This is a genomic window from Bacillus cereus group sp. BfR-BA-01453 (genome assembly GCF_022662915.1).
Taxonomy (GTDB): domain Bacteria; phylum Bacillota; class Bacilli; order Bacillales; family Bacillaceae_G; genus Bacillus_A; species Bacillus_A paranthracis.
On the sequence record NZ_JAKUEN010000024.1, the window covers coordinates 1 to 24355 of the forward strand.

Consider the following 24355-nt stretch of genomic DNA (forward strand, 5'->3'; position numbering starts at 1 on the left):
GGCATGAGGCAAAGTCTCCTTTCATTTTAGGTTCTGGATAAACCTAGGGGGTACTTTGCCTTATTTTTTGCCTAAAAATGTTTACACATACTTTTATACATCATCGATATAAGTGGAGAAATCGCCGATATATTTGAAAAATCGCTGATATAATCTGGTTGGTACTGGATGGGGTATATGGAAAAGAAGTTGCCGTGAAGGTAACTTCTTTTTATTGTAATGTCGGGGTATGCACAACAACATAAAAAAGCTGGAAGAACATCTTCCAGCTTACGAGTTACTTTCAATTTGGCGACCGTTTTCTTCTTCGTTGTCTTGTAATAGGTTGAATACATCTGCTAGACAGAATGCAATGAACCAAGTCCATAGACCGTGGAAGAAAGCTGAGCTTAATTGAAGTGGTAATGTATAGTTAGTCATTGAGTAGGAAATACATCCGCCAACGATTCCGATCATTGTTAATAACATTGTTTTTTGCGCATTTTCTTCTGGATTAAAGAGGAAGAAAATGTATCCACCTAAAATTGAAGCGCTTACAAGTGTTTCGATTCCATTAAAAATGATATTCTCTCCAAGCTGAGTGTTTGTCCAGAAGCAGATTGTTCCGCCGATAATAGCAAACAGGACAGCTATTGTATATCGTATATATTGATTCATATGTTCATCTCCTTATGTAATAAGATGATTTGGAAGTCAAAAAGGTAGGTATAGTATATTGAAGTGAGTTTTAGTTGTACGTATCTTTTTATAAAAAGATCATTGAAGAGTGATCGGTTTTTTAAACCGTTACGTGTATGGTGATTGAAATATACCCGACTTCTCGTTTCTTTTTGTTTGTAAAATATGAGAAACTTCCAAGTCTATATACTCTTTTTTTGTGAGTCTGTTTTCATTATAACACATTTAGAGGCATAATAATAGAATTATCTGATTTTGTAATAAGTGTAAAAAATAAAAAGCGCAAAGAAATACCAGTAACGGTGCAGTTTAGAGGAAGAAGGATTTTCATTTACTATGATGAAATATGTAATCAAGGTGGGATATAAGAAGGGGACTTAAATACTATAAAAATGTTTTATGCCATGAATGGAAGGGAGGAGAGCTAACTTGGAATTCACAACAGAAAGATTAACAGTTAGACCTTTTAAGAGTACCGATTTACAGGATGTATTTTCCATTTATAATAATGATGATACATGTAAGTTCCTATTACATAATAAGTGGACTCATGAAGACATGCAGAAAAGATTTAATAAGAAGCTAGAAAATAATGTACTTACTAAAGATTCAATATTAAGTTTAGCAGTTATATACAAAACGAAAGTAGTTGGTGATTTATCTGTATGGTACACAAATATGAAAGACACTGTTGAGATTGGTTATAGTTTTTCAAATGAAGTAACTGGAAGAGGTTTGGCAACAGAAGCAGTAAGTCGTTTGGTATTTAAATTATTTAATGAATGTAATGTACACCGTATACAAGCTAATCTTGATGCACGAAATACAGCTTCACAAAAATTGTGTGAACGAATAGGCATGAGAAAGGAAGCACATTTCATACAAGATTTCTGGAATAAAGATGAATGGACAGATAGTATTGTATATGGAATGCTATCCTCCGATTTGTAGTAATAAACTTAATGATTGTATTATGCTAAAGGGTACGTGAGTTGAATAACAAAGGGCATAACATACTATATGTTATGCCCTTTCATGTATTGACCTTTTTATATGCGTTTGAAACGGCCGACAATTTCAACTGTTTCAGTAATGTTCATAAATGCTTTATTATCCACTTGACGGATAATACGTTTCATTTCGCCTAACTCATAGCGAGTCACGACAGTGTAAATCATTTTTTTCTTATGGTTTGTATAGCCGCCGACAGCATCTACCATTGTCACGCCACGTATGCCGTGATGTAGTAGGGCGCTTTTTATTTCCTCGCCTTTTTCTGTAATTGTCATTATCGTTAATTTAATATGTTTCGTATGCACAGCATCGATCACTTTGCTGACTACAAATCGACTAATTAACGTATAAAGTGTAATATCCCATCCGAAAATAAATCCTGCTACAACAAGTAAGATTAAGTTGAATACAAATATGATTGCTCCAATTGAAACATCTCGATATTTCGCTACAATCAATCCAACAACATCAAAACCACCTGTTGAAGAAGCAAATCGGAATATGATTCCTGAAGCTGCTCCGCAGATTACACCGCCGAATACAGAAGATAGTAAAATATCGTCTGAAACTTGGTGTACAGGGATAATGTTCATCGCTAACGATGATACAGCTACAAAGTACGCTGTTAAAAAGGTTGTCTTCTTGCCTAAGTAAAAGTGACTTAAAATAAGAAGAGGAATGTTTAGTAAAAAGATAAGTGCACCGATATTGTAGTGCATTAAATAACCGATAATCATCCCTACTCCAGCGAATCCACCGCTAATCATGTTATGCGGGATAAAGAACATATTCATAGAAATTGCATACAAAATAGAAGCTACGAAAATAACAATCAACTGTATGATAAATTCTAAGTGAAATGTTTTAGCTGCTGGGAAGGATAAAAAGGCGGTGTCGGGAACGTAATCGGCGTCTCCTAGTTGACCCATAGTATGTTTCATCTCCATATTCATTTTTGATTACAAGAAGAGAATAAAGGTTTTTTCAAAAACTGGCAATAGTTTTATTATAATGCAAAAATTTTATAAATTTCTAATAAATCAAGCCTATTCATTGATGTGTGTGAATATACTAAAGAAAGCGAATACAATGTTTCTTAATTATTATTTTCTTGAGAAAATATGCAAAATACTTTTTTTGACGATAAAAGGAAATAGAGAATGTTTGCCGAATGTGCTAAAATGACCTTATTAAGGATGTGAAGCGATGGAATTTTTATTGCAGGATGCAATTCTATATATATCGTTTGTAACGACAGCACTTTGTTTATTAGAAGTTTTCTTCCTTGCTAACGTTTCTCGCTTTGTGCGTCAGCAAGCATCGAGCGGTAGACAAAGAGCATTTGCGTTAGTTGATACATGTGAAGATAGTGCGGGGAATGTACCGCTATTTTCTATTTTTTATAAATATGGAATGATTCGTTCTGTGCGCAGACAAGAATCGAGTGAAGAGAATGACGAGGTCGGTCCGTATACACCAATGTTTCGCTAAATAATTACGAAACATTGGAGGAATGAACATGTTAAAATCATACCGAGCTGTGCTCGTTAGTTTATCATTATTACTTGTTTTTGTTTTATCTGGTTGCAGTAATGCAGCCCCAATTGATGCACATAGTACGGGAATTTGGGATCATTATTTTGTCTATCCAATCTCGTTTATGATTCAATTTGTTGCTCATCATATACCGGGAGCTAGCTTCGGGATTGCTATCATTATTATGACGCTCGTTATTCGTTCAGCAATGATTCCATTAGCTGTTTCGCAATATCGTAGCCAAGCGAAAATGAAGAAAATGCAACCTGAATTGCAGAAGTTAAAGAAAAAATACGGTGATGTAAGTAAAGATCTTGAAAAACAAAAACAGTATCAAAAAGAAATGTCAGAACTAATGAAATCAGGCGGTTGGAATCCACTTGCTGGTTGCTGGCCAATCTTTATACAAATGCCGATTTTCTCTGCTTTGTATTATGCCATTAGCCGAACAGAAGAGATTCGCACATCTTCGTTTTTATGGGTGAACTTAGGACATGCAGATCCTTATCATATATTACCGATTATTGCAGCATTAACGACATTTATTCAGATGAAAGTTTTCCAATCTAATATTACACCTGGAGAACAAGTACAGATGCTAAAGATGCAGCAAATTATGATGCCAGCAATGATTCTATTTATGGGATTCGCAGCACCATCAGGACTTGTGGTGTACTGGATAACAGGTAACTTATTTACAATGACACAAACAATTGTATTAAGAAGAATAATGGAACGTGAAGAATTACAATTACAAAAAGCATAGAATAACGCCGCTCATCATGAGCGGTGTTTTTTTGTTAAGTCGTTAAGGAAATGTTAAGAAACCAACATTACTATAGGCATTGTATACGAGAGTGTACATGCATTAGAAATATGAAGGAGGAAATTTCCTATGAAGAAGAAAACAGTTGGGTATTTAGCGATTGCAGGTGCTTTATCATTCGGAATCATTGGGGGAGTCGGCATCCCGGCATTCGCGGCAACGAATACTCCAGCAGCTGAGCAATCTACAAAAACGGCGAAAAAAGATTTAGATGACGCTACAAAACAAAAAGTAAAAACGATTATGAATGATACAAAGAAACAGTTAGAGGAGCTAGGTGTAAAGCTTCCAGAGAAAGAAAAACATAAAGAAATGTTTGCGGGATTAGATGAACAGGCGAAAGAAAAAGCAAAATCAATTTTAGAGCAAGAGAAATCTGGAAAATTAACAAGAGAACAAGCAAACGAAGAATTAACAAAACTAGGAGTGAAGGTGCCGGAAAAGGGTAAACACAAAGAAATGTTTGCGGGATTAGATGAAGCGACAAAAGAAAAAGCAAAATCAATTTTAGAGCAAGAGAAATCCGGCAAATTAACACGTGAACAAGCAAAAGAGGAGTTAACGAAGTTAGGCGTGAAAATGCCGGAGAAGGGTAAGCGTAAAGATATGCTTGCTAATTTAGATGAACAGGCGAAAGAAAAAGCAAAATCTATTTTTGAACAGGAAAAGTCCGGGAAATTAACACATAAGCAAGCAAAAGAAGAATTAACGAAACTAGGTGTAAAACTTCCAGAGAAAGAGAAGCATGAAGACATCTTTGCGGGATTAGATGAGGCAACAAAAGCAAAAGCAAAAGCGATTTTAGATAATGAAAAGAAACAATTAGAGGCATTAAATGTGGATCTTCCGCATCATAAGTTTTTTATGAACAAAGAAGATAAATAAGCGAATTACATATCTTTCGTGTGGGCAACCGGAAGATACGTATGCGAGGAGGCTGTTTTTGGAACAGTCTCCTCTTACTTATTGTCGTTTTTTGTTGGTAAATCGATATATTTCGAAAATCGCCGATATAAATTAAGTTGCGGTCGATATATTTTGAAAATCGCTGATATAAATTAAGTTGTGGTCGATATATTTGAAAAATCGCTGATATAATTTTTTATCGCTACACTGTTCCAAAGATACTAGGAAATTAGAGAAGTGTCGTAACTTCTGTTATAATATAAGAAGAGAAATATTTCGCATGTTATATAAAAAAATATATTGATTTTTTCTAACAATTCAATATAATGAACAATAACTACAAAATTCGACATCGAGAAGTGATGATGAGGACACGATCAATTTTTTACGATTCTCAGAGAGGGAAGCCTTTGGCTGTGAGCTTCCTAATACGAAAAAATGGATTACCACCTCTGAACTGCAGCAGTGAACGAACATCTAGTAATTGCTTGCCGGCAAAAACCGTTATTTTAGACTTGAGAAATTGGTGAAGTGTGTTACTTTGCGAATTGAAACAAGGGTGGAACCACGAATATAACACTCGTCCCTTTTTTAGGGAGGAGTGTTTTTTTATTTCATTTTTGCATCACACTAGGATTGGAAGGAGGATACGCAGCATGCATCATGATGAGAAGAACAAAATTGGTTTAACGGTAGCACTTTCTATCGTAGTAGGAACGATTATTGGGTCTGGTGTGTTTATGAAACCAGGCAGCGTATTAGATTACTCAGGGAGTTCTAATATGGCGATTCTTGCTTGGGTAATTGGTGGTCTGTTGACGCTAGCAAGTGGTTTAACAGTAGCTGAAATAGGAGCGCAAATCCCGAAAAATGGTGGGTTGTATACGTACTTAGAGGAGATTTACGGAAGTTTTTGGGGATATTTATCAGGCTGGATGCAAACAATTGTTTATGGGCCAGCTATTATTGGAACATTAGGGCTATACTTTAGTTCTTTAATGATTAATTTTTTCTATTTAGATAAAGTATGGAATTTACCAATCGCAATTGGAACAGTTGTGTTCCTTGGCGTTGTAAATAGTATGGGAACAAAATATGGAGGTATCGTCCAAACAATCACGACAATCGGGAAGATGATTCCAATCGTATTAATTGTTGTGTTAGGTTTCTGGAAAGGGAATAGCGATATCTTTAATGTAGTTGTGCCAATATCAGAAAATCAAAGTATCGGGATGGCAATTTTAGCAACATTATTTGCTTATGACGGCTGGATTTTACTTGCTTCAATTGGCGGAGAAATGAAGAATCCAACAAAGTTATTACCGAAAGCTATGACAGTTGGGATTTTAATTGTAACAGCTGCTTACGTATTAATTAATTTGGCGTTACTGAATGTATTACCAGCAACGCAAATTGTAGACCTTGGAGAAAATGCAACAGCGACAGCTGCAGGAATGCTACTTGGAGAATATGGCGGGAAAATTATTAGTATCGGTATTATCGTTTCTATTTTCGGTTGTTTAAATGGAAAGATTTTAACGTTCCCACGTATCCCGATGTCGATGGCAGAACGTGGACAACTTCCATTTGCTAAGTTTATTGCGAAGGAAAGCCCAAGATTTAAAACACCAGCAAATGCGATTACTGTTGAAATCATTTTAGGAATTATTTTAATGCTTATTAGTGATCCGAATAAGCTATCTGAGATTTCCGTATTCATTATTTATATTTTCTACGTAATGACGTTTATTGGCGTCTTCATTTTAAGAAAGCGCAATAAGAATAAAGAGCGTGCATACAGTGTACCGTTATTCCCAATCGTACCAATCGTTGCGATTTTCGGCTCGCTCTTTGTAATTGGTAGTGCCATTATCAATGATCCGGTAAGTTGTTTCTTATCAATTGGAATTGTCTTTACTGGGCTGCCGGTGTATTGGTATTTAAATAAGAAGAATAAAGTGTCATGATTGAAGGGTAGGCGTATAATACGCCTACCTTTTTTACTGTAAAAAAATTGTACTTGTTTTCAATTTCTATTTTGGTTACTATAGTCGTAGTAACCAAAATAGAAAGCGTGGGGAAAGACTTGAATTTTCGTGTGTATATTTTAGCTATCGCGGCTTTCGTAGTCGGAACGGTTGAGCTAATTATAGGAGGAACGCTTGATTTAGTTGCCAATGATTTAGGTGTATCTATTAGTGCAGCTGGTCAGCTAATCACAATATTTTCAGTAGTATTTGCTTTATCAGGTCCTGTTTTATTAGCATTAACAGGGAAGTTTGACAGAAAAACATTGTATGTTGGGGCATTATCAATTTTCTTAATCGGAAATATTATTTCAGCATGTAGTGTGAATTACGGGATGTTAATGTTCTCAAGGGTGATTTGTGCGGCGAGTGGTTCGCTTATTATTGCACTGTCAGTAACACTTGCTTCTAGCGTTGTAGAACCGCATTTTCGTGCGCGTGCAATTGGAATCATTTTCATGGGGATTAGTGGATCACTTGTACTTGGAGTACCGCTTGGCCTTGTACTCGGAAATGCATACGGATGGCGTGCACCATTTGTACTCATTTCAATCTTAACAGTTATGGCAATCGCTTGTATTTCTCTATTTTTAACGAAAGTACCACCGACATCGGTATTATCAATAAGAGAGCAAATTGCTACGTTAAAAGATAAAAAAATCGTCAGTGCACAGTTAACGTCATTCTTATTTTTAACAGGTCATTTAACACTATATGCATATTTAACACCATTTTTAAAAGATGTTATGCATGTGGAAGCGAATTGGATTAGTGTATTTTACTTCATTTTCGGAATCGCAGCGGTACTTGGAGGCGGCCTTGGGGGCTTTCTTGCTGACAAATGGGGATCGAAGAAAAGTATTATCTCAATTATTATCGTATTTGCGTGTGCAATCTTCCTATTGCCGATGATGACATTCTCATTCCCGCTGTTCATTATTATGATGGGACTTTGGAGTATGCTGAGCTGGGCTATTTCGCCAGCACAACAAAATTATTTAATTGAAATTGCACCGGAATCAGCTGGTATTCAGCAAAGTTTAAATAACTCTGCCCTTCACTTAGGAATTGCGCTCGGTTCAACAGTAGGCGGAGTTGTTATTGAGAAATCGTCTGTTATATATAATGCTTGGGTAGGAGGCGGCTTTATTATATTAGCGCTGCTTTGTGCAATTTTCTCGATTACGAGAGGACGTTCTACTCAGTTTGCAAAAGAAGAATCTATCGTTTGATAGGTTCTTTTTTATTTGTAAAAAATTGCAGGTTTTAGTAGGAAGATGGAGAATTTGTATGTAGCGAGGTGATGTACATGTATACAAATTTTTCAATTATCGGCTTTCTAATTTCAATGCTTCCGTTGTTTCTCGTTATTCTTGCATTTAGATGGGTTCGTTTCATCTATCAAAATTCAGAGAAACAAGTGGAGCAAAATGAGAAAATGATTGAGCTGTTGATGGAGATAAAGGAAAAAGATAAGTAATATGTATTCATTTGAAATTTGTTTCTCGTAAGATATGAAGGCACTTATAAAGTGCCTTTTTTATTATGTTTGAAAATTGGAAACATGTAATGTTTATTTGTCAATAGCAGCATGACAACAAAACGTTTTAAAATGGCTTATTACTGTAAAACTTTCTCAACAATTCGACAAGATACTACAAAAAAAACACCTATTCTCTTTTTTTCACTATAAGTACAATGAAACAGTAAGATTGCTTCATGTAGAAATTTATATATGGTGGTGGAGAGAATGAAACGAAAGATGGTAGGAAAATGGTTTAGTTTTTTAAGTGCTCTTATTATTTTATTAGGAATTGCAATGCCACAAGTAAAGGCAGAAGTAATGAACAGGGAAACATATAAGATGGATTGGAGCTATAGTAATTCGAAACAGCGTGAAATAAAGACCGAAATAATTAAAACGGCTTCGGGGAGTATTGCGTATTGTTTAACGCCTGATTTACGTTCTCCCAATGGGGATGATTTGCCTGAAATGGGGAAAACATCTGATGCCGTATATCGTGTTTTATTAAATGGATATCCTCAAAAAGGCCCATCTGAATTAGGTGTAGCGACAACGGAAGAAGCGCATTATGCTACACAATTAGCAGTATGGATTGCAGCAAATGAATTAACGGAAGAAGATTTAGTTGCAAAAAATGAACGTGTACATAATCTTATGAAGCGTTTAGTAGAGGCTTCAAAAAAAGAAACTGGATCACAAAATGTATTCTTTAAAGTTAATCCTGTAGATTCACAAACTGCTACACAAAAAGGTGATTATTTAGAAACAGGATTTTATGCAGTGCAAACAAATGCGGTTTCTGGCTCTTATACAATTCTTCCTGAAAATGCTCCTAAAGGGCTTCGAATTGTAAATGAAAATGGTGAAGAGAAAAGTACATTATCAATTAACGAAAAATTCAAAATCTTAATACCGAAAAATACGAGTAGTGGTAACTTTAAAATGAAAGTGAAGTCTACTTTAACAAATTTACAAGCAATAGCTTTTAAAGGATCAGAAAAAGTTCAAAATACAACGGTATTGTTACAAAGAAATAGTGAGAAAATCAGTACAGATTTAGTTGTAAATTGGGAATCAGTAGGCTCTTTAAAGATTATGAAATTAGGAGAAAAAAAGGAAGTATTAAAAGGAGCGGTGTTTGAAGTTTCGAATGAAAACTTTAAACAAAATGTTACGACTAATGATAAGGGCATTGCGGAGTTAGGTAATCTTCCAATCGGTATATATAGCGTCAAAGAAATTCAAGCGCCAGCTGGATATGTGTTAGACGGAAGCGTTAAAAAAATTGAAGTGAAAACTGGTGAAACAGCTGTATTAGAGCTTAAAAATGAAAATGTAAAAGGTGAATTAGAAATAACGAAAGTAGATGTAGCGGATGGGAATACGAAACTGCCGAACGCAGAATTTACAATCTACAACGAACAAGGGAAAGAAGTAGTAAAAGGAAAAACGGATGAAAAAGGTGTAGCGAAATTTAAATTACCATACGGAAAGTACACGTATAAAGAAACAATAGCGCCAAATGGATATGTAATAAATGAAGAGACATTCGCCTTTGAAATAAAAGAGAATGGAGAAATTATTAAACATATCGTTCAAGATAAGAAAGTAGAAGGTGAATTAGAAATAACGAAAGTAGATGTAGCGGATGGAAATACGAAACTGCCGAACGCAGAATTTACAATCTACAATGAACAAGGAAAAGAAGTAGTAAAAGGAAAAACAAATGAGCAAGGTGTAGCGAAATTCAAATTACCATACGGAAAGTACACGTATAAAGAAACGATAGCACCAAATGGATATGTAGTAAATGAAGAGACGTTCGCCTTTGAAATAAAAGAGAATGGAGAAATTATTAAACATATCGTTCAAGATAAGAAAGTAGAAGGTGAATTAGAAATAACGAAAGTAGATATAGCGGATGGGAATACGAAATTGCCAAATGCAGAGTTTACAATCTACAACGAACAAGGGAAAGAAGTAGTAAAAGGAAAAACAAATGAGCAAGGTATAGCGAAATTCAAACTATCATACGGAAAGTACACGTATAAAGAAACAATAGCACCAAATGGATATGTAATAAATGAAGAGACGTTCGCATTTGAAATAAAAGAGGATGGAGAAATTATTAAACATATTGTGAAAAATAAGAAAGAAGAAAAGGCATCGTTTCCTTCTAAGCCAAATAAGCCAACACCGAATGGAGAAGTGAAACCTTCTGCTGATGTGAAGCAGGTGCAACAACATAATACTCATAATGAAGTGCGTTTGCCAGCTACTGGCGGCATCGGCAATGAATTTACGTCTTTATTCGTTTTAGGAATTGGTTTTATTATTGCTGGTGCTTATGTGTTAAGAATGAAAAATAGAAAAGAAATGTAGAAAAAAACGCCTTGTAATAGAGGCGTTTTTTTAGTATCTCAACTTCATCAATAAACTTTTAATTTCCTCATCTTCCATAAAGAGGTCATGGTGTTTCTGGGTAATCTTTGCAAGTGCAACGTCGTGATAGAAAAATTCTGTAAAGAACTTTACGAAAGGTTGTGACATTGTTTTCATCGCTTGCCATGACTCTTGCTCTACACCAGCAAATAAAATTTCACGGTCGTCAACGATGAGCAGTAAGTATCGCTCTAGCGCGTTAGGCTCTTCGGCTGGGATTAGAAAATGCATGTTTTCTAAGTCTGTTTTTACTTTTCCAACTATAAGGGATTCGGTTTTGACGCCTTGTTTTGCTTTTTCTTCTAATAAAGGAAGATATTCTAAAAGAGTATCATTCCAAGCTGAAATGCGAATTGATTCTTTTGCACTTTCGATGAGCTCTTTACTTTGAACGCGAATAGAAGATTGCATTTTTAAGCTCCACACACGGTCATCTGTAAATGATTTTTTCGATATAGTTGTCTCTAATTCTTTAATATTGGATTGAAATTCTGTCGTTAATTTTTCAATTGCTAGCTTGAGTGGTAATGCTGTATACATCTTTTTCTTCTCCGAAACAGAATCCATTACCATTCCTTTATCGATTAGACGTGCAAGCACTTCATATATTTTTGCTTTTGGCACGCCAGAATGCTTCACAATCGTTGTAGCATCTAATGGCTCGTTGCTTGATACGACAACTTCGTAAGCTTGGCTTTCATATTGTGAGAAACCGAATTTTTGTAACATAGTTACCTCCGAACGAATGAGATTATAGTTTAAGGATAATGAACTATTTGTTTTTGCACAAGTGGTAGTAGGTTTTCTATTCAGATTGAGGTGAGAATTAGTTTCAATTTTTTAATTTTATCTATTATACTTAATATAATGATTAATAAGATTTAAATTCAATGCGAAGGGGATGCTTTGGGGAAGATGTTAAGAAGTTTACGTTTAAAAATTGCGGTAGTATTTTCGGTACTTATTTCTATGATGTTCGTAATATTGGGTACAGCTATGTATGAATTACAGAAAGAGAAGGAAGTGCGCTCCTTAGACCAGTATTCTCAAAATACGATGGATCTTGTGACAGAGCAACTTACAACATTTGTTCAAAGAACGGATGAAGATATGGGGTATTATGCGAACAGTGAAATGATTCGTAATATGCTTCAAGATGGAGTTACTCCAGAAGAGGAAGCATTTTTGACGAAAGAGTTTTCGGAGTACAAAAAGAATCATCCTGGCATTTTAGACTTATATATTGGTACGAAAGATAAAAAAACATTAAGTGCCAACCTTGCTGAAGGTGGACAAGTGCCAGAAGGATATGACCCAACGACAAGACCTTGGTATAAAGACTCAGAAGCTGATGTGAAAACGGTTCACTGGGGACAACCCATGTATGAAATTGCAACAGGGAAGTTAAGCGTGGGAGTTTCTAAAGCAATTACAGCTCAAGATGGATCTATATTAGGTGTTGTTGCGATGGATGTATCGCTCGGAACAATTCAGAAATTACTTCATAATATTCAATACAATAACGGCGGAGAAATGTTTATTATAAATGATAAAAATATGGCTCTTGTTTACCCAGAAAAGATAGGGAAAGATGTTTCGAAAGAGCCACTTGTGAAGAGTTTAAATAAAGATGTAACAAAGTATGCTGTCACTACATTAAAAGGTGAAGATGTAGTTGCATATAGTCAGTCATTTGATTTGATGAAATGGAAGATAGGAATTTTTTATCCGAAAGAAACGATTGATGGGCTATTAAATAGTACGAGAAATACAGTCATTATAATGGCATGTATTAGCTTATTAGTTGGAATTGCAGCTTCATACTTGTTCTCAAGAAGATTAGCAAGACCGCTGCAACTATTAACGAATCACGTTCAAAAAGTAGCAGAAGGTGATTTAACGTTGCAAATGAAAGTGACAAGTAAGGATGAAGTTGGAGAACTGACGAACCATTTTAATCATATGGTTGAGCAAATGAATGAAATGGTAAGCAAAATTAAAAATAGTGTATCAACTGTGCAACAATCAACGAATAATCTACATTATTTAACGAATGAAACTGTAGCAGCTAGTAAAGAAGTGTCAGGTGCAATGGATGATGTGAGCGGAGGAGCGTCCACTCTTGCTAATAGTGTCGATGAAGTTTCAGAACAGCTCGAGAATATGGCACAGTCAGTGGAACAAATGAATAATTCGGTCGGTGATATAAAAGATGTGGCTGGCAAAGCTGAAGAGGCATCTAAGCAAGGATTAAATACGATGCGTAATTTAGTTCGTACAAGGAGCCAATCATCTTCGATTGTTGTTCATACAGAGGAAGCATCTGGAAAGTTAGAACAACGAGTTGGATCGATTCAAAATGTTGTAGAGCTTATAAAAGGTATTTCGGATCAAACGAATTTACTTGCTTTAAATGCTTCAATCGAGGCAGCACGTGCGGGTGAACAAGGTAAAGGCTTTGCTGTTGTTGCGGAAGAGGTTCGGAAATTAGCGGAACAATCAAAAGAAGCAACAGTAGAAATTGCGACGATGATTGGTGATGTACAAGTAGAGGTAAGAAGAGTTGTAGAAGTTGTAAGTAAATTAAAAGATATTGCGGATATACAAAATAATGTTACGACAGAAGCAGAGGCGGAATTCCGCACAATTATGTCAGTTGTTAATACCATCAGTACTTCAGTGGAACAAATTGTAGAAGAGGTACATAACATCGGTCATGAGCAAGGGGAAATTACAGCGGTCATGCATACAATTGCTGGTACGAGTCAAGAAAGTGCAGCTGTTTCGGAAGAAGTAAATGCTGCAACTGAATCACAAGTGAATCATCTAGAAAAGGTAGCTCATACGATGGAAAGCTTGACCGAGCATATGAGAGACTTGGAAAGATTGGTTGAGCAATTTAAAATAGAGGAATAACAAATTAGTAAAATGATGCGTATTTCGGTAAAATAGATAATGGATATATAAGAAGCAATTATAGGAGGAAGACTACTATGGCAATTGTTGACGTATCGATTATTCCAGTAGGAACAGGTAATCCAAGTGTTAGTGAATATGTAGCAGAAGTACAAAAGGTGCTAGAGAAAAATGCAGATCGCGTGAAGTATCAATTAACACCAATGAATACAATTATTGAAGGAGATCTTCCTGTCATTCTAGAAGTAATTCAACAAATGCATGAAGTTCCATATACGAAAGGTGCACAGCGCGTTGCAACAACAATTCGTATCGATGATCGTCGTGATAAAGTAAGCACAATGGAGAAGAAATTAAACTCTGTTCGATCAAAATTATAAAGAAAAGCAGCGATCTTCGCTGCTTTTTTCATATAGGAGGTAGATAAGATGAGTGAAAAATTTAACGAACAATTTGACGGGTTGTTAGAGAAATACACGGAACTATTACTTGGAGAGAGCAATGAAGAGAGAAAAGAACAGGTACAGAAGTGGGCACTGTATTCTTACATAGCGAAGACGATGCCGGCTTTAGTGAAGCATTGGAATGAGACGTATCCCGATGCGAAAGAAGAGATGGTGCAGTTAATTACACATATTAAAAGGCTGAATGAAGAGAAGAGAAATGAGCAATAAAAAAACTTGAGGTAAATATAATCTCAAGTTTTCTGTATTAATATCCTCATATAATTTACATGGAATATAAAGGGTTTTATAGGCATGTCGAATATTTTCGGCATGCCTATTTTGTGCCTATTAAACTCTATTTTTCTAAATGTCGAAAAATATTTCAGACATATTTATAAGCGAGAATATAGGTTTTTAAATGTTTTTATAGTATTTTATAAATTATCTAAATAATTATTTGTATCCAATAATTTTAAACAATGATATAATTTCGAAGAGGGGTAAAAAACAGATAAATTAAGTCATAGGGGTGAATTACATGGAACAATTAATGCGAAATTCGTTTCTTTTCTTATCTAAAAATAAAGCGCTAACAAAACTGGCTAAAAAGTACGGTTTACGCTTTGGCGCAGGTCGCTTTGTCGCAGGGGAGACAATTGAATTAGCGACAGCAGCTATTAAACAATTAAACAAGCAAGGACTTTGCGTAACAATCGATTATTTAGGGGAATTCGTTGATAATGAAGCGGAAGCAAATGAAATGGCTAACCAATCGATTGAAGCAATCCGTGCAATTGGAAGAGAAGGTCTTGATTCGCAACTTTCTTTAAAGATGACTTCTATGGGGCTAGATATCTCTGATGAAATCGTAATGAACAATATGCGCCGCATTTTAGAAGCTGCAAAAGAAAATGGTGTGTTCGTTACAATTGATATGGAAGATTATACACGCTGCGGAAAGACAATTGATATCTTTAAACAGTTAAAGTCTGAGTACGATAATATTGGTACTGTTATTCAAGCTTACCTATATCGTACAGAAAAAGATATTGAAGACTTAAATGCTTATAATCCTAATTTACGTCTTGTAAAAGGGGCTTATAAAGAACCTGAAGAAGTGGCGTTCCCGGACAAGAAAGATGTAGATGACAATTATAAAAAGATTATTAAGATGCACTTATTAAATGGAAATTATACTGCAATTGCTTCACATGACGAAGCGATTATTGAATATACAAAAAAACTTGCCGAAGAACACAACATTCCAAGGGATCAATTTGAATTCCAGATGTTATATGGTATTCGTAATGAGCGTCAACTTGAGCTAGTAAAAGAAGGTTACAAAATGCGTGTTTACGTACCTTATGGAAACGACTGGTATGGCTACTTCATGCGTCGTCTAGCAGAGCGTCCAGCAAACGTTGCGTTCGTATTAAAAGGTATGGTTAAAAAATAACCAAGGAGAAAATACTCCTTGGTTATTTTAATTGCTGAAATGCGTAATGTGCCATTTTCTTCGTATCAGGATACAGTTGCTTGCGAGTAGAAGATAATACAACATTAATGACGCGTTTACCGTCTTTCTCATCCACTGTTACGACTGTATATTTTCCGAGTGCTGATAGACCGCTTTTACTTCCAATTGCATATGGATCATCATATAGTTCTTCTCGTCCATAGTTTGCAATCTTTGGAGAGCGTTCTGAAGTATGTAGAGTTGTACGCGTTGAATTCATATATTCTAAAACAACTGGGTACTTTAATGCTTCTTTCGTAATTATAGCAATGTCATATGGTGATACTTTGTTTCCTAGTGCATCAGCACCACTTGCGTTTTTGAAAGTCGCATGCTTTGTACCGAGTTCCTTCGCTCTAGCATTCATCATTTTTACAAATTCATTTTTTGATCCTGCGATATGTTCTGCGATGGATTCAGCTATTGGGTCTGCACTAATGATAAGCATCAGTTTTAATGCCTCATCACGTTTTAACTTTTCCCCAGCACGAAGTTTAATTTTCTTACTTTGACTTTCTGTTTTAATTGCGTTTTCTGTAACTGTAATTTCCTCATCCTCTTTTACATTCTCTAGTAAAAGAAGGGTTGTCATCATTTTGGCTATACTAGCCGGATAAGAGCGTTCGTCTTCTCGTTTTCCATACAAAATTTCACCTGTGTCTGCATCGATTGTAATCCCGTATTGCCCAGTGATGCTAGGTTGATCGGCTCTTACAGCTTGTTGTCTTTGTGCGTAAGAGAAGAAAATCATCCCTGTAAATAGTGTGGCAATCATTACAATCATAACTATTGTTCGTTTCATTATAATTCCCTCATTTGTTACAAATAAATTGGGCAGAAAAAGCAGCCATTACCCATTATGCCACGTTCTCTGCCCAAAAATATAGCGTTATTTTTCGCCTATATTATGCTTCTTATATTGTTGGTTATTACCTTGACGTCCTTTTTCCACGCCTCGATCAGTTGGTCCAGCGTTTCCTGTCACACTTGCTGCGCTAATTCCAGCCTTTGAAGGGTTCTTCTTAAGTTTTGCCATATATATTCCTCCAGTTTCGTCAGATTATAAAAAGGGAAAGTGTATTTTAGTGAAGAAAATACATATATAGCATAGCCAAATAAAAGAAAAATATTTATTTCAGAAAATTTTATCAATAAATATATTGCGAAAATTTAAACAGTATCATATATTTATTAGTAGAGGCTCACTCATTGATTGCGACTTATGTCGAAAAATTGAATGAGCATTCATTCAAGAATAGGGGGAGAATTGGATGTTCCAAATTAAAAAGGCTGCTGTTCTAGGGTCAGGCGTAATGGGTTCAGGAATTGCGGCACACTTAGCTAATATTGGTATTCCGACATTATTGCTTGATATTGTACCACCTGCGCTTACGAAAGAAGAAGAAGCGAAGGGACTTACATTAGAACATAAAAGTGTGAGAAATCGTTTTAGTAATACGGCACTACAAAAACTATTAAAGCAAAAACCAGCTCCTCTGACAGTGAAAGGAAATTTAGCACTGATTGAAGCAGGTAACTTAGAAGATGACCTTGAGCGTCTAGCTGATGTAGATTGGATTATTGAAGTAGTAGTTGAAAACTTAGATATTAAAAAGAAACTATTTGAAAAAGTAGATGCTGTTCGTAAACCGGGTTCTATCGTAAGCTCGAATACGTCAGGCATTTCAGTGGAAAAAATGGCAGAAGGTCGTTCAGACGACTTCCAGAAACACTTCTTAGGCACACACTTTTTTAACCCACCACGATATTTAAAACTTCTAGAGGTAATACCGACGAAAGAAACTGATCCACAAGTATTAAGCTTCATGAAACTATTTGGCGAAGACGTTCTTGGAAAAGGCGTTGTTATCGCGAAAGACACACCAAACTTTATTGGAAACCGCATCGGTACGTACGGTTTATTAGTAACTCTTCAAGAGATGGTAAAACGCGGCTATAGCATTGGGGAAGTTGATTCAGTAACAGGCCCACTTATTGGTCGTCCGAAGAGTGCAACGTTCCGTACATTAGATGTTGTCGGATTAGATACATTCGTACACGTTGCAAATAACGTATATGAAAACGTACAAGAAGAAGAGCGCGATGTATTTAAAGTACCAGCTTTCATGCATGACATGCTTGATAAAAAATGGCTTGGAAGCAAAACAGGTCAAGGCTTCTTCTTAAAACAAGGAAAAGAAATTTTAGAATTAAATCCAGAAACGATGGAGTACGAAGCTCGTAAAAAATTAAAAGCTGCATCGATCGAGTTAAGTAAACAAGAAAAAGGTTTATCGAATAAATTGAAAGCGCTTGTATATGCGAAAGACCGCGCAGGAGAGTTGTTATGGAACATCATTACACCAACTCTTTTATACTCTGCAAAACTTCATAAAGAAATTGCTGACGATATCGTTGCAATTGACCAAGCGATGAAGTGGGGCTTCGGCTGGGAGCAAGGACCGTTTGAAGTTTGGGATGCAATCGGCGTTGAAAAATCCGTTCAAAAGATGGAAGAAAACGGCGTAGTTGTTCCGACTTGGGTGAAAGAAATGTTAGAGAAAGGTTTCACTACTTTCTACAAACATGATAACGGAGATAGCTACTATTACGATAATGGCGAATATAAGCTAATTGAGCGTAATAAAAAAGCAATTTCTCTTAAGCAATTAAAAGCGAAAAATGGCGTATTAAAGAAAAATAGCGGAGCGAGCTTAATTGATTTAGGCGACGGCATCCTTTGCTTAGAATTCCATTCGAAGAGCAATGCAATCGGCATGGATATTACGCAAATGATTAACTACGCTGTTGATGAAGTAGAAAAGAATTATAAAGGTCTTGTTATCGGTAACCAATCGAAGAACTTCTGCGTTGGTGCGAATCTAGCAATGATCTTAATGGAAGCACAAGACGACAACTACTTTGAAATTGAGTGGGTTGTGAAAAACTTCCAAGATGCGATGATGAAAATTAAATACTCTTCTAAGCCAGTTGTAGCAGCGCCATATGGTATGACGCTTGGCGGAGGTACAGAAGTTTGCTTACCAGCAGCGAGCATTCAAGCTTCTAGTGAAACGTATATGGGCTTAGTAGAAGTTGGTGTTGGCTTAATCCCTGGCGGAGGCGGTAATAAAGAGCTATACATTAAACACTTAAATAAAATGGCAAACGGCGTAGAATTTGACTTGCAAAAAGTTGCAAATAAAGTGTTCGAAACAGTCGCAATGGCGAAAGTTTCAACTTCAGGACAAGAAGCGGTTTCTCATAACTTCTTAGGTGATAAAGACGGTATTAGTGTGAATGGTGATCACTTACTATACGATGCAAAACAGAAAGCACTTGCTTTATATGAAGCTGGTTATAAAGCACCGATTCGTAAAAAGATACCGGTTGTTGGTGAAACAGGATATGCAACTCTTGCACTTGGTGCAGAAGCAATGCATTTATCTGGCTACATTTCAGAGTACGACCTTCATATTGCGAAGAAACTTGCATATGTCATCGCAGGCGGAAAAGTGCCGTACGGAACAGAAGTTGATGAGCAGTATTTATTAGATGTAGAACGTGAAGCATTTATTAGCTTAGTAAGTGAGATGAAATCACAAGCAAGAATGCAGCACATGCTTGTAAAAGGAAAGCCATTACGTAACTAATAACGAGGGGAGATATCGTTCATGAGAGAAGCTGTCATTGTTGCGGGAGCAAGAACACCAATTGGAAAAGCAAAGAGGGGTTCATTAAAAACAGTTCGTCCTGACGATCTAGGGGCGTTAGTAGTAAAGGAAACGTTAAAGCGTGCGAATTATGAAGGACCAATCGATGATTTAATTTTCGGTTGTGCGATGCCAGAAGCAGAGCAAGGTTTAAATATGGCTCGTAATATCGGCGGATTAGCAGGACTTTCTTACGATGTTCCAGCTATTACAATTAACCGTTACTGTTCTTCAGGTTTACAAAGTATCGCTTACGGAGCAGAGCGCATTATGCTTGGTCACTCGGAAGCGGTATTATCAGGCGGAGCGGAATCAATGAGTTTAGTTCCGATGATGGGACACGTTGTTCGTCCGAATAGTCGCCTTGTAGAAGCAGCTCCAGAATATTATATGGGTATGGGACATACAGCAGAGCAAGTTGCTGTGAAATATGGAATTTCTCGTGAAGAGCAAGATGCATTTGCAGTAAGAAGTCATCAACGTGCTGCGAAAGCATTAGCTGCAGGAAACTTTGCTGATGAAACAGTATCTGTAGATGTAACGTTACGTACTGTTGGAGCAAATAACAAACTGCAAGAAGAAACAATTACTTTTGCGCAAGACGAAGGTGTAAGAGCAGAGACGACGCTAGATATTTTAGGTAAATTACGTCCAGCATTTAACGTTCGCGGTTCTGTAACAGCTGGTAACTCTTCACAAATGAGTGACGGCGCAGCATCTGTACTATTAATGGATCGTGAAAAAGCAGTGAGCGATGGTATGAAGCCACTTGCGAAATTCCGTTCATTTGCAGTAGCTGGCGTACCACCAGAAGTAATGGGAATCGGCCCAATCGCTGCCATTCCAAAAGCGTTAAAATTAGCTGGCTTAGAGCTATCTGATATTGGCTTATTCGAACTAAATGAAGCATTCGCTTCTCAATCGATCCAAGTTATTCGTGAACTTGGTTTAGATGAAGAAAAAGTAAACGTAAACGGCGGTGCAATCGCACTTGGACATCCACTTGGCTGTACAGGAGCAAAACTAACACTATCTCTTATTCACGAAATGAAACGCCGCAACGAACAATTCGGTATCGTAACAATGTGTATCGGCGGCGGAATGGGAGCAGCGGGAGTGTTTGAATTACTATAAAAAAAGTGCAGGTGGCTTGCTCAGAACAGGAGGTCGTTGGAAGCCCTGACGAAGAGGCGCTTTTTGCCTCACAGGAAGGGGTGAAACGACCGACTGTTCTAGCCACTGGAACTGGATTATGAAAAAAAGTGGAAGCGGCTTGCTCAGAATGTGAGGGGGATGGAGCTTCAGACGTAGAGGCGCTCTTTGCCTCGCAGGAAGAAGCGAAGCCACCGAACATTCTAGCCGCTGGAACTGGATTGAAAAAAGTGGAAGCGTCTCGTTCACAACGAGACGCCGACAATGCAAAGAATGGAAGCAACAAAGGTTTATAAAAAATAAACGGGAGAGCTAGCTTCTTTCGAAATGAAAGAAGCGGCTTATGAAAATATGAAGGAGGAAATTTTCATGGAAAAAACAGTAGGAAATGCGGTTAAAGGCGGTAGCTTTTTAGTAGATGAGATTACAATTGATCAAGTGTTTACGCCAGAAGATTTTTCATCTGAGCATAAAATGATTGCAAAAACAACAGAGGACTTTATCGTAAATGAAGTTCTTCCAGAGCTTGAATATTTAGAGCAACATGAGTTTGATCGTTCTGTTCGTCTTTTAAAAGAAGCTGGGGAACTTGGTTTATTAGGCGCTGACGTACCAGAAGAGTACGGCGGAATTGGTCTTGATAAAGTAAGCTCAGCGTTAATCGCAGAGAAATTCTCTCGCGCTGGTGGTTTTGCAATTACTCACGGTGCTCACGTAGGTATCGGATCTTTACCAATCGTGTTATTCGGTAACGAAGAGCAAAAGAAAAAGTATTTACCATTACTTGCAACTGGTGAAAAATTAGCTGCATACGCATTAACAGAGCCAGGTTCAGGATCTGACGCATTAGGTGCAAAAACAACGGCACGTTTAAATGCAGAAGGTACACATTACGTATTAAATGGTGAAAAACAGTGGATTACAAACTCTGCATTCGCTGACGTATTTATCGTATACGCAAAAATTGATGGAGAGCACTTCTCAGCATTTATCGTAGAGAAAGACTACGCTGGTGTATCTACAAGCCCAGAAGAAAAGAAAATGGGTATTAAATGTTCTTCAACTCGTACGTTAATTTTAGAAGATGCGTTAGTACCGAAAGAAAACTTACTTGGTGAAATCGGTAAAGGTCATATTATCGCATTCAACATTTTAAATATTGGTCGTTATAAATTAGGTGTTGGTACAGTTGGGTCTGCGAAACGTGCAGTAGAAATTTCAGCACAATATGCAAACCAACGTCAACAGTTCAAGCAACCAATCGCTCGTTTCCCATTAATTCAAGAGAAACTTGCGAATATGGCAGCAAAAACATATGCAGCTGAAAGCTCTGTATATCGTACAGTAGGCTTATTCGAAAGCCGAATGAGCACATTATCTGAAGAAGAAGTAAAAGACGGTAAAGCAGTAGCAGCTTCTATCGCTGAATATGCAATCGAGTGCTCTTTAAACAAAGTATTCGGTTCTGAAGTACTAGACTATACAGTAGATGAAGGTGTTCAAATTCACGGTGGTTACGGATTTATGGCAGAGTACGAGATTGAAAGAATGTATCGCGATTCTCGTATTAACCGTATTTTCGAAGGAACGAATGAAATTAACCGCCTAATCGTACCAGGTACGTTCTTACGTAAAGCGATGAAAGGTGAATTACCACTTCTTCAAAAAGCACAAAAATTACAAGAAGAGTTAATGATGATGATGCCAGAAGAAGTAGGCGATGAGCCATTAGCACTTCAAAAATATTTAGTAAATAACGCGAAGAAAATCGGCTTAATGGTAGCTGGATTAGCTGCTCAAAAATACGGTAAAGCATTAGATAAAGAGCAAGAAATTCTTGTGAATATCGCTGACATCGTAAGCAACTTATACGCAATGGAATCAGCTGTTCTTCGTACAGAAAAAGCAATTAAAACAACTGGTCTTGAAAAGAATAAACAAAAAGTGTTATACACTGAAGTATTCTGCCAAGAAGCATTTAACGAAATCGAAGCACATGCGAAAGAAACACTTATCGCAGTTGAAAACGGCGACATGCTACGTATGATGTTATCATCATTACGTAAATTAACTCGCCACACACCACTTAACGTAATTCCAAAGAAACGTGAAATCGCTGCGAAAATTTTAGAAGATGAGCGTTATACAGTTTAATACCTTTAAAGAACAGTAGTCGTTTATACGGCTACTGTTCTTTTTTCTGAAAAAATGAAATTTTTAGTGGCATAAAACTAATACCATTAGTATAATAAAACTAACGGTATTAGTTTTCGTGAAGAGGGAGATGGGAATATGAGAATGATGCATGAAAAAACGGTATATCAATTGTCATTTTTGCCAAGAGTGTTTCCTGTGAATTGTTACTTTGTGGAGGAAGAAGATGGTTTAACTTTAATTGATGCTGCTTTACCATATAGCGCAAAAGGAATTTTACAGGCGGCTGAGAAAATAGGAAAACCAATTACTAAGATTGTATTAACACATGCGCATGATGATCACATCGGTGCATTAGACGCATTAAAGGAAGTAATTCCTCATGTTCCAGTCTACATTTCTAAGCGGGACGCAAAGCTGTTAGAAGGAGATACGACGTTACAAAAGGATGAACCAAATACGCCAATAAAAGGCGGTGTACCTAAAAAGATAAAAACGGTACCTGATATTTTATTAGAAGATGGTGACCGAGTTGGATCGCTGCTTGCGATTATGACACCGGGACATACACCGGGCTCCATGTCGTTTCTTGATATAAGAAATAAAGCTCTTATTGTTGGGGATGCATTTCAAACAAGAGGAGGTACGGCTGTTTCGGGACAAATGAAATTTTGGTTTCCGTTTCCAGCGATGGCAACGTGGAGTAAAGAAATATCATTACAAAGTGCAGAGAAGTTAAGAGAATATGAGCCGTCCTTGCTTGCGGCAGGGCATGGGAAAATGATAAACGATCCAGGGGCTGTCATAGAGCTTGCTATTAAGGAAGCGAAGCGAAATATAGAAAGTAGAAAAGAGGGTTAATTTATGTCACCGAGAATCGGACTTACATTACAGAAAATTGTAGAAACAGCAGCAGAAATTGCAGATACAAATGGAATACAAGAAGTAACGTTAGCTTCATTAGCGCAAACATTAGGGGTACGTTCACCTTCGCTATACAATCATGTGAAAGGTTTACAAGATGTACGGAAACATCTTGGTATTTACGGAATCAAGCAGCTGTATAACAAACTGGAAGAAGCGGCCGAGGGTAAACGGATGGATGAAGCAATTCATGCTTTAGGAGAAGCGTATGTAGCATTCGTACGTAAACACCCTGGACTGTATGAAGCAACCTTTTTACGAGATGAAGAAGTAAGAAAAGCAGGTGACGGAATTGTAAAGCTTTGTCTTCAAGTTTTACAACAGTACGGCTTAGAAGGAGAGAATGCACTTCATGCGACACGTGGATTCAGAAGTATTTGTCATGGATTTGCGTCGATTGAACAGCAGGGCGGATTTGGTTTGCCGTTAGATTTGGATATAAGTTTACATGTATTGTTGGAAACGTTTATTAAAGGATTACATGTAATGCGAAAATGAATAAGAAGAAAGAAAACATCTGATTATGCTTTTGTACGGTAAGTTGCGGTTTGTTGGAGGCACATGACAAAAGGATGTGATG

General features: G+C 36.8%; 23 protein-coding genes and 1 other annotated feature. Of the genes, 18 read left to right on the top strand and 5 right to left on the bottom strand.

What is annotated here, in order from left to right:
- Positions 1-270: 270 nt before the first annotated feature.
- Positions 271-657: a DUF3938 domain-containing protein gene (locus MR070_RS25590; protein ID WP_001077770.1), complete on the bottom strand. Its 387-nt coding sequence runs from the start codon at positions 655-657 to the stop codon at positions 271-273.
- Between the two features lie 450 nt (positions 658-1107).
- On the opposite strand from MR070_RS25590, the gene MR070_RS25595 reads away from it, so the two are divergent.
- Complete coding sequence (locus tag MR070_RS25595) at positions 1108-1629, top strand: GNAT family N-acetyltransferase (protein WP_242262223.1); 522 nt, start codon at positions 1108-1110, stop codon at positions 1627-1629.
- 98 nt (positions 1630-1727) lie between these two features.
- Here the strand turns inward: MR070_RS25595 and MR070_RS25600 are convergent, their stop codons facing one another.
- Entirely contained in the window at positions 1728-2621 is an 894-nt protein-coding gene (locus MR070_RS25600) for a YitT family protein (RefSeq protein ID WP_242262224.1), read from the bottom strand.
- Between the two features lie 277 nt (positions 2622-2898).
- Between MR070_RS25600 and MR070_RS25605 the strand changes: the two genes are divergently transcribed.
- The 7 genes from MR070_RS25605 to MR070_RS25635 all read left to right on the top strand — a co-directional run bounded on the left by MR070_RS25605 (position 2899) and on the right by MR070_RS25635 (position 10894).
- Positions 2899-3183: a hypothetical protein gene (locus MR070_RS25605; protein WP_000394930.1), complete on the top strand. Its 285-nt coding sequence runs from the start codon at positions 2899-2901 to the stop codon at positions 3181-3183.
- 28 nt (positions 3184-3211) lie between these two features.
- Entirely contained in the window at positions 3212-3994 is a 783-nt protein-coding gene (gene yidC / locus MR070_RS25610; protein ID WP_242262226.1) for a membrane protein insertase YidC, read from the top strand.
- Positions 3995-4123: 129 nt separating this feature from the next.
- Positions 4124-4939, top strand: a complete 816-nt coding sequence (locus MR070_RS25615) for a hypothetical protein (protein ID WP_242262227.1) — start codon at positions 4124-4126, stop codon at positions 4937-4939.
- A gap of 374 nt (positions 4940-5313) precedes the next feature.
- Positions 5314-5551 (top strand) — a binding site (T-box leader).
- Positions 5552-5616: 65 nt separating this feature from the next.
- Entirely contained in the window at positions 5617-6927 is a 1311-nt protein-coding gene (locus tag MR070_RS25620) for an APC family permease (RefSeq protein WP_070807107.1), read from the top strand.
- A gap of 47 nt (positions 6928-6974) precedes the next feature.
- Positions 6975-8219, top strand: coding sequence for an MFS transporter (locus tag MR070_RS25625; protein ID WP_277931347.1), 1245 nt, complete (start codon positions 6975-6977; stop codon positions 8217-8219).
- A 77-nt stretch (positions 8220-8296) separates the two neighbouring features.
- Complete coding sequence (locus MR070_RS25630) at positions 8297-8467, top strand: hypothetical protein (RefSeq protein ID WP_167495095.1); 171 nt, start codon at positions 8297-8299, stop codon at positions 8465-8467.
- Positions 8468-8737: 270 nt separating this feature from the next.
- Complete coding sequence (locus tag MR070_RS25635) at positions 8738-10894, top strand: SpaA isopeptide-forming pilin-related protein (RefSeq protein ID WP_242262228.1); 2157 nt, start codon at positions 8738-8740, stop codon at positions 10892-10894.
- A 30-nt stretch (positions 10895-10924) separates the two neighbouring features.
- On the opposite strand, the gene MR070_RS25640 is transcribed toward MR070_RS25635, so the two are convergent.
- Complete coding sequence (locus MR070_RS25640; RefSeq protein ID WP_000939492.1) at positions 10925-11683, bottom strand: TrmB family transcriptional regulator; 759 nt, start codon at positions 11681-11683, stop codon at positions 10925-10927.
- 186 nt (positions 11684-11869) lie between these two features.
- Here MR070_RS25640 and MR070_RS27335 point away from each other — a divergent pair, with 186 nt between their 5' ends.
- From MR070_RS27335 to MR070_RS25660, 4 genes are all read left to right on the top strand, one after another.
- The gene (locus MR070_RS27335; protein WP_242262239.1) at positions 11870-13870 is read left to right on the top strand and encodes a methyl-accepting chemotaxis protein; all 2001 of its coding nucleotides are present in this window, start codon (positions 11870-11872) and stop codon (positions 13868-13870) included.
- A 77-nt stretch (positions 13871-13947) separates the two neighbouring features.
- The gene (locus MR070_RS25650; protein WP_001018860.1) at positions 13948-14250 is read left to right on the top strand and encodes an MTH1187 family thiamine-binding protein; all 303 of its coding nucleotides are present in this window, start codon (positions 13948-13950) and stop codon (positions 14248-14250) included.
- Between the two features lie 48 nt (positions 14251-14298).
- Positions 14299-14544, top strand: coding sequence for a YusU family protein (locus MR070_RS25655; protein WP_001290596.1), 246 nt, complete (start codon positions 14299-14301; stop codon positions 14542-14544).
- A 310-nt stretch (positions 14545-14854) separates the two neighbouring features.
- Positions 14855-15772 (top strand): proline dehydrogenase family protein, encoded by a 918-nt coding sequence (locus MR070_RS25660; protein ID WP_000436772.1) that lies wholly within the window; start codon positions 14855-14857, stop codon positions 15770-15772.
- A gap of 22 nt (positions 15773-15794) precedes the next feature.
- On the opposite strand, the gene MR070_RS25665 is transcribed toward MR070_RS25660, so the two are convergent.
- Both MR070_RS25665 and MR070_RS25670 read right to left on the bottom strand, forming a co-directional pair.
- The gene (locus MR070_RS25665) at positions 15795-16634 is read right to left on the bottom strand and encodes a D-alanyl-D-alanine carboxypeptidase family protein (protein ID WP_000831472.1); all 840 of its coding nucleotides are present in this window, start codon (positions 16632-16634) and stop codon (positions 15795-15797) included.
- Between the two features lie 87 nt (positions 16635-16721).
- Positions 16722-16868: a YuzL family protein gene (locus tag MR070_RS25670; protein ID WP_242262229.1), complete on the bottom strand. Its 147-nt coding sequence runs from the start codon at positions 16866-16868 to the stop codon at positions 16722-16724.
- Positions 16869-17103: 235 nt separating this feature from the next.
- Here MR070_RS25670 and MR070_RS25675 point away from each other — a divergent pair, with 235 nt between their 5' ends.
- The 6 genes from MR070_RS25675 (at position 17104) to MR070_RS25700 (ending at position 24273) form a co-directional block, all read left to right on the top strand.
- A complete protein-coding gene (locus MR070_RS25675; protein ID WP_242262230.1) occupies positions 17104-19485 on the top strand; it encodes a 3-hydroxyacyl-CoA dehydrogenase/enoyl-CoA hydratase family protein in 2382 nt (793 codons plus the stop codon).
- Positions 19486-19506: 21 nt separating this feature from the next.
- Positions 19507-20679 carry an acetyl-CoA C-acetyltransferase gene (locus MR070_RS25680; protein ID WP_001206335.1) on the top strand — a complete coding sequence of 391 codons (1173 nt, stop codon included), beginning with the start codon at positions 19507-19509 and terminating at the stop codon, positions 20677-20679.
- A 128-nt stretch (positions 20680-20807) separates the two neighbouring features.
- Positions 20808-20993 carry a hypothetical protein gene (locus tag MR070_RS25685; RefSeq protein ID WP_242262231.1) on the top strand — a complete coding sequence of 62 codons (186 nt, stop codon included), beginning with the start codon at positions 20808-20810 and terminating at the stop codon, positions 20991-20993.
- 73 nt (positions 20994-21066) lie between these two features.
- Entirely contained in the window at positions 21067-22851 is a 1785-nt protein-coding gene (locus tag MR070_RS25690) for an acyl-CoA dehydrogenase family protein (RefSeq protein ID WP_000416279.1), read from the top strand.
- A gap of 138 nt (positions 22852-22989) precedes the next feature.
- Positions 22990-23712, top strand: a complete 723-nt coding sequence (locus MR070_RS25695; RefSeq protein WP_001242585.1) for an MBL fold metallo-hydrolase — start codon at positions 22990-22992, stop codon at positions 23710-23712.
- Positions 23713-23715: 3 nt separating this feature from the next.
- On the top strand, positions 23716-24273 hold the full coding sequence (locus tag MR070_RS25700; RefSeq protein WP_074606434.1) for a TetR/AcrR family transcriptional regulator: 558 nt from the start codon (positions 23716-23718) through the stop codon (positions 24271-24273).
- Positions 24274-24355 lie beyond the last annotated feature (82 nt).

Coding starts and splice junctions, on each gene's coding strand:
- yidC (WP_242262226.1), top strand. CDS start 3,212: ATGTTAAAATCATACCGAGCTGTGCTCGTTAGTTTATCATTATTACTT.
- MR070_RS25680 (WP_001206335.1), top strand. CDS start 19,507: ATGAGAGAAGCTGTCATTGTTGCGGGAGCAAGAACACCAATTGGAAAA.
- MR070_RS25665 (WP_000831472.1), bottom strand. CDS start 16,634: ATGAAACGAACAATAGTTATGATTGTAATGATTGCCACACTATTTACA.
- MR070_RS25655 (WP_001290596.1), top strand. CDS start 14,299: ATGAGTGAAAAATTTAACGAACAATTTGACGGGTTGTTAGAGAAATAC.
- MR070_RS25605 (WP_000394930.1), top strand. CDS start 2,899: ATGGAATTTTTATTGCAGGATGCAATTCTATATATATCGTTTGTAACG.
- MR070_RS25650 (WP_001018860.1), top strand. CDS start 13,948: ATGGCAATTGTTGACGTATCGATTATTCCAGTAGGAACAGGTAATCCA.
- MR070_RS25600 (WP_242262224.1), bottom strand. CDS start 2,621: ATGGGTCAACTAGGAGACGCCGATTACGTTCCCGACACCGCCTTTTTA.
- MR070_RS25630 (WP_167495095.1), top strand. CDS start 8,297: ATGTATACAAATTTTTCAATTATCGGCTTTCTAATTTCAATGCTTCCG.
- MR070_RS25615 (WP_242262227.1), top strand. CDS start 4,124: ATGAAGAAGAAAACAGTTGGGTATTTAGCGATTGCAGGTGCTTTATCA.
- MR070_RS25660 (WP_000436772.1), top strand. CDS start 14,855: ATGGAACAATTAATGCGAAATTCGTTTCTTTTCTTATCTAAAAATAAA.
- MR070_RS25620 (WP_070807107.1), top strand. CDS start 5,617: ATGCATCATGATGAGAAGAACAAAATTGGTTTAACGGTAGCACTTTCT.
- MR070_RS25670 (WP_242262229.1), bottom strand. CDS start 16,868: ATGGCAAAACTTAAGAAGAACCCTTCAAAGGCTGGAATTAGCGCAGCA.
- MR070_RS25695 (WP_001242585.1), top strand. CDS start 22,990: ATGAGAATGATGCATGAAAAAACGGTATATCAATTGTCATTTTTGCCA.
- MR070_RS25690 (WP_000416279.1), top strand. CDS start 21,067: ATGGAAAAAACAGTAGGAAATGCGGTTAAAGGCGGTAGCTTTTTAGTA.
- MR070_RS25640 (WP_000939492.1), bottom strand. CDS start 11,683: ATGTTACAAAAATTCGGTTTCTCACAATATGAAAGCCAAGCTTACGAA.
- MR070_RS25590 (WP_001077770.1), bottom strand. CDS start 657: ATGAATCAATATATACGATATACAATAGCTGTCCTGTTTGCTATTATC.
- MR070_RS25675 (WP_242262230.1), top strand. CDS start 17,104: ATGTTCCAAATTAAAAAGGCTGCTGTTCTAGGGTCAGGCGTAATGGGT.
- MR070_RS27335 (WP_242262239.1), top strand. CDS start 11,870: ATGTTAAGAAGTTTACGTTTAAAAATTGCGGTAGTATTTTCGGTACTT.
- MR070_RS25700 (WP_074606434.1), top strand. CDS start 23,716: ATGTCACCGAGAATCGGACTTACATTACAGAAAATTGTAGAAACAGCA.
- MR070_RS25635 (WP_242262228.1), top strand. CDS start 8,738: ATGAAACGAAAGATGGTAGGAAAATGGTTTAGTTTTTTAAGTGCTCTT.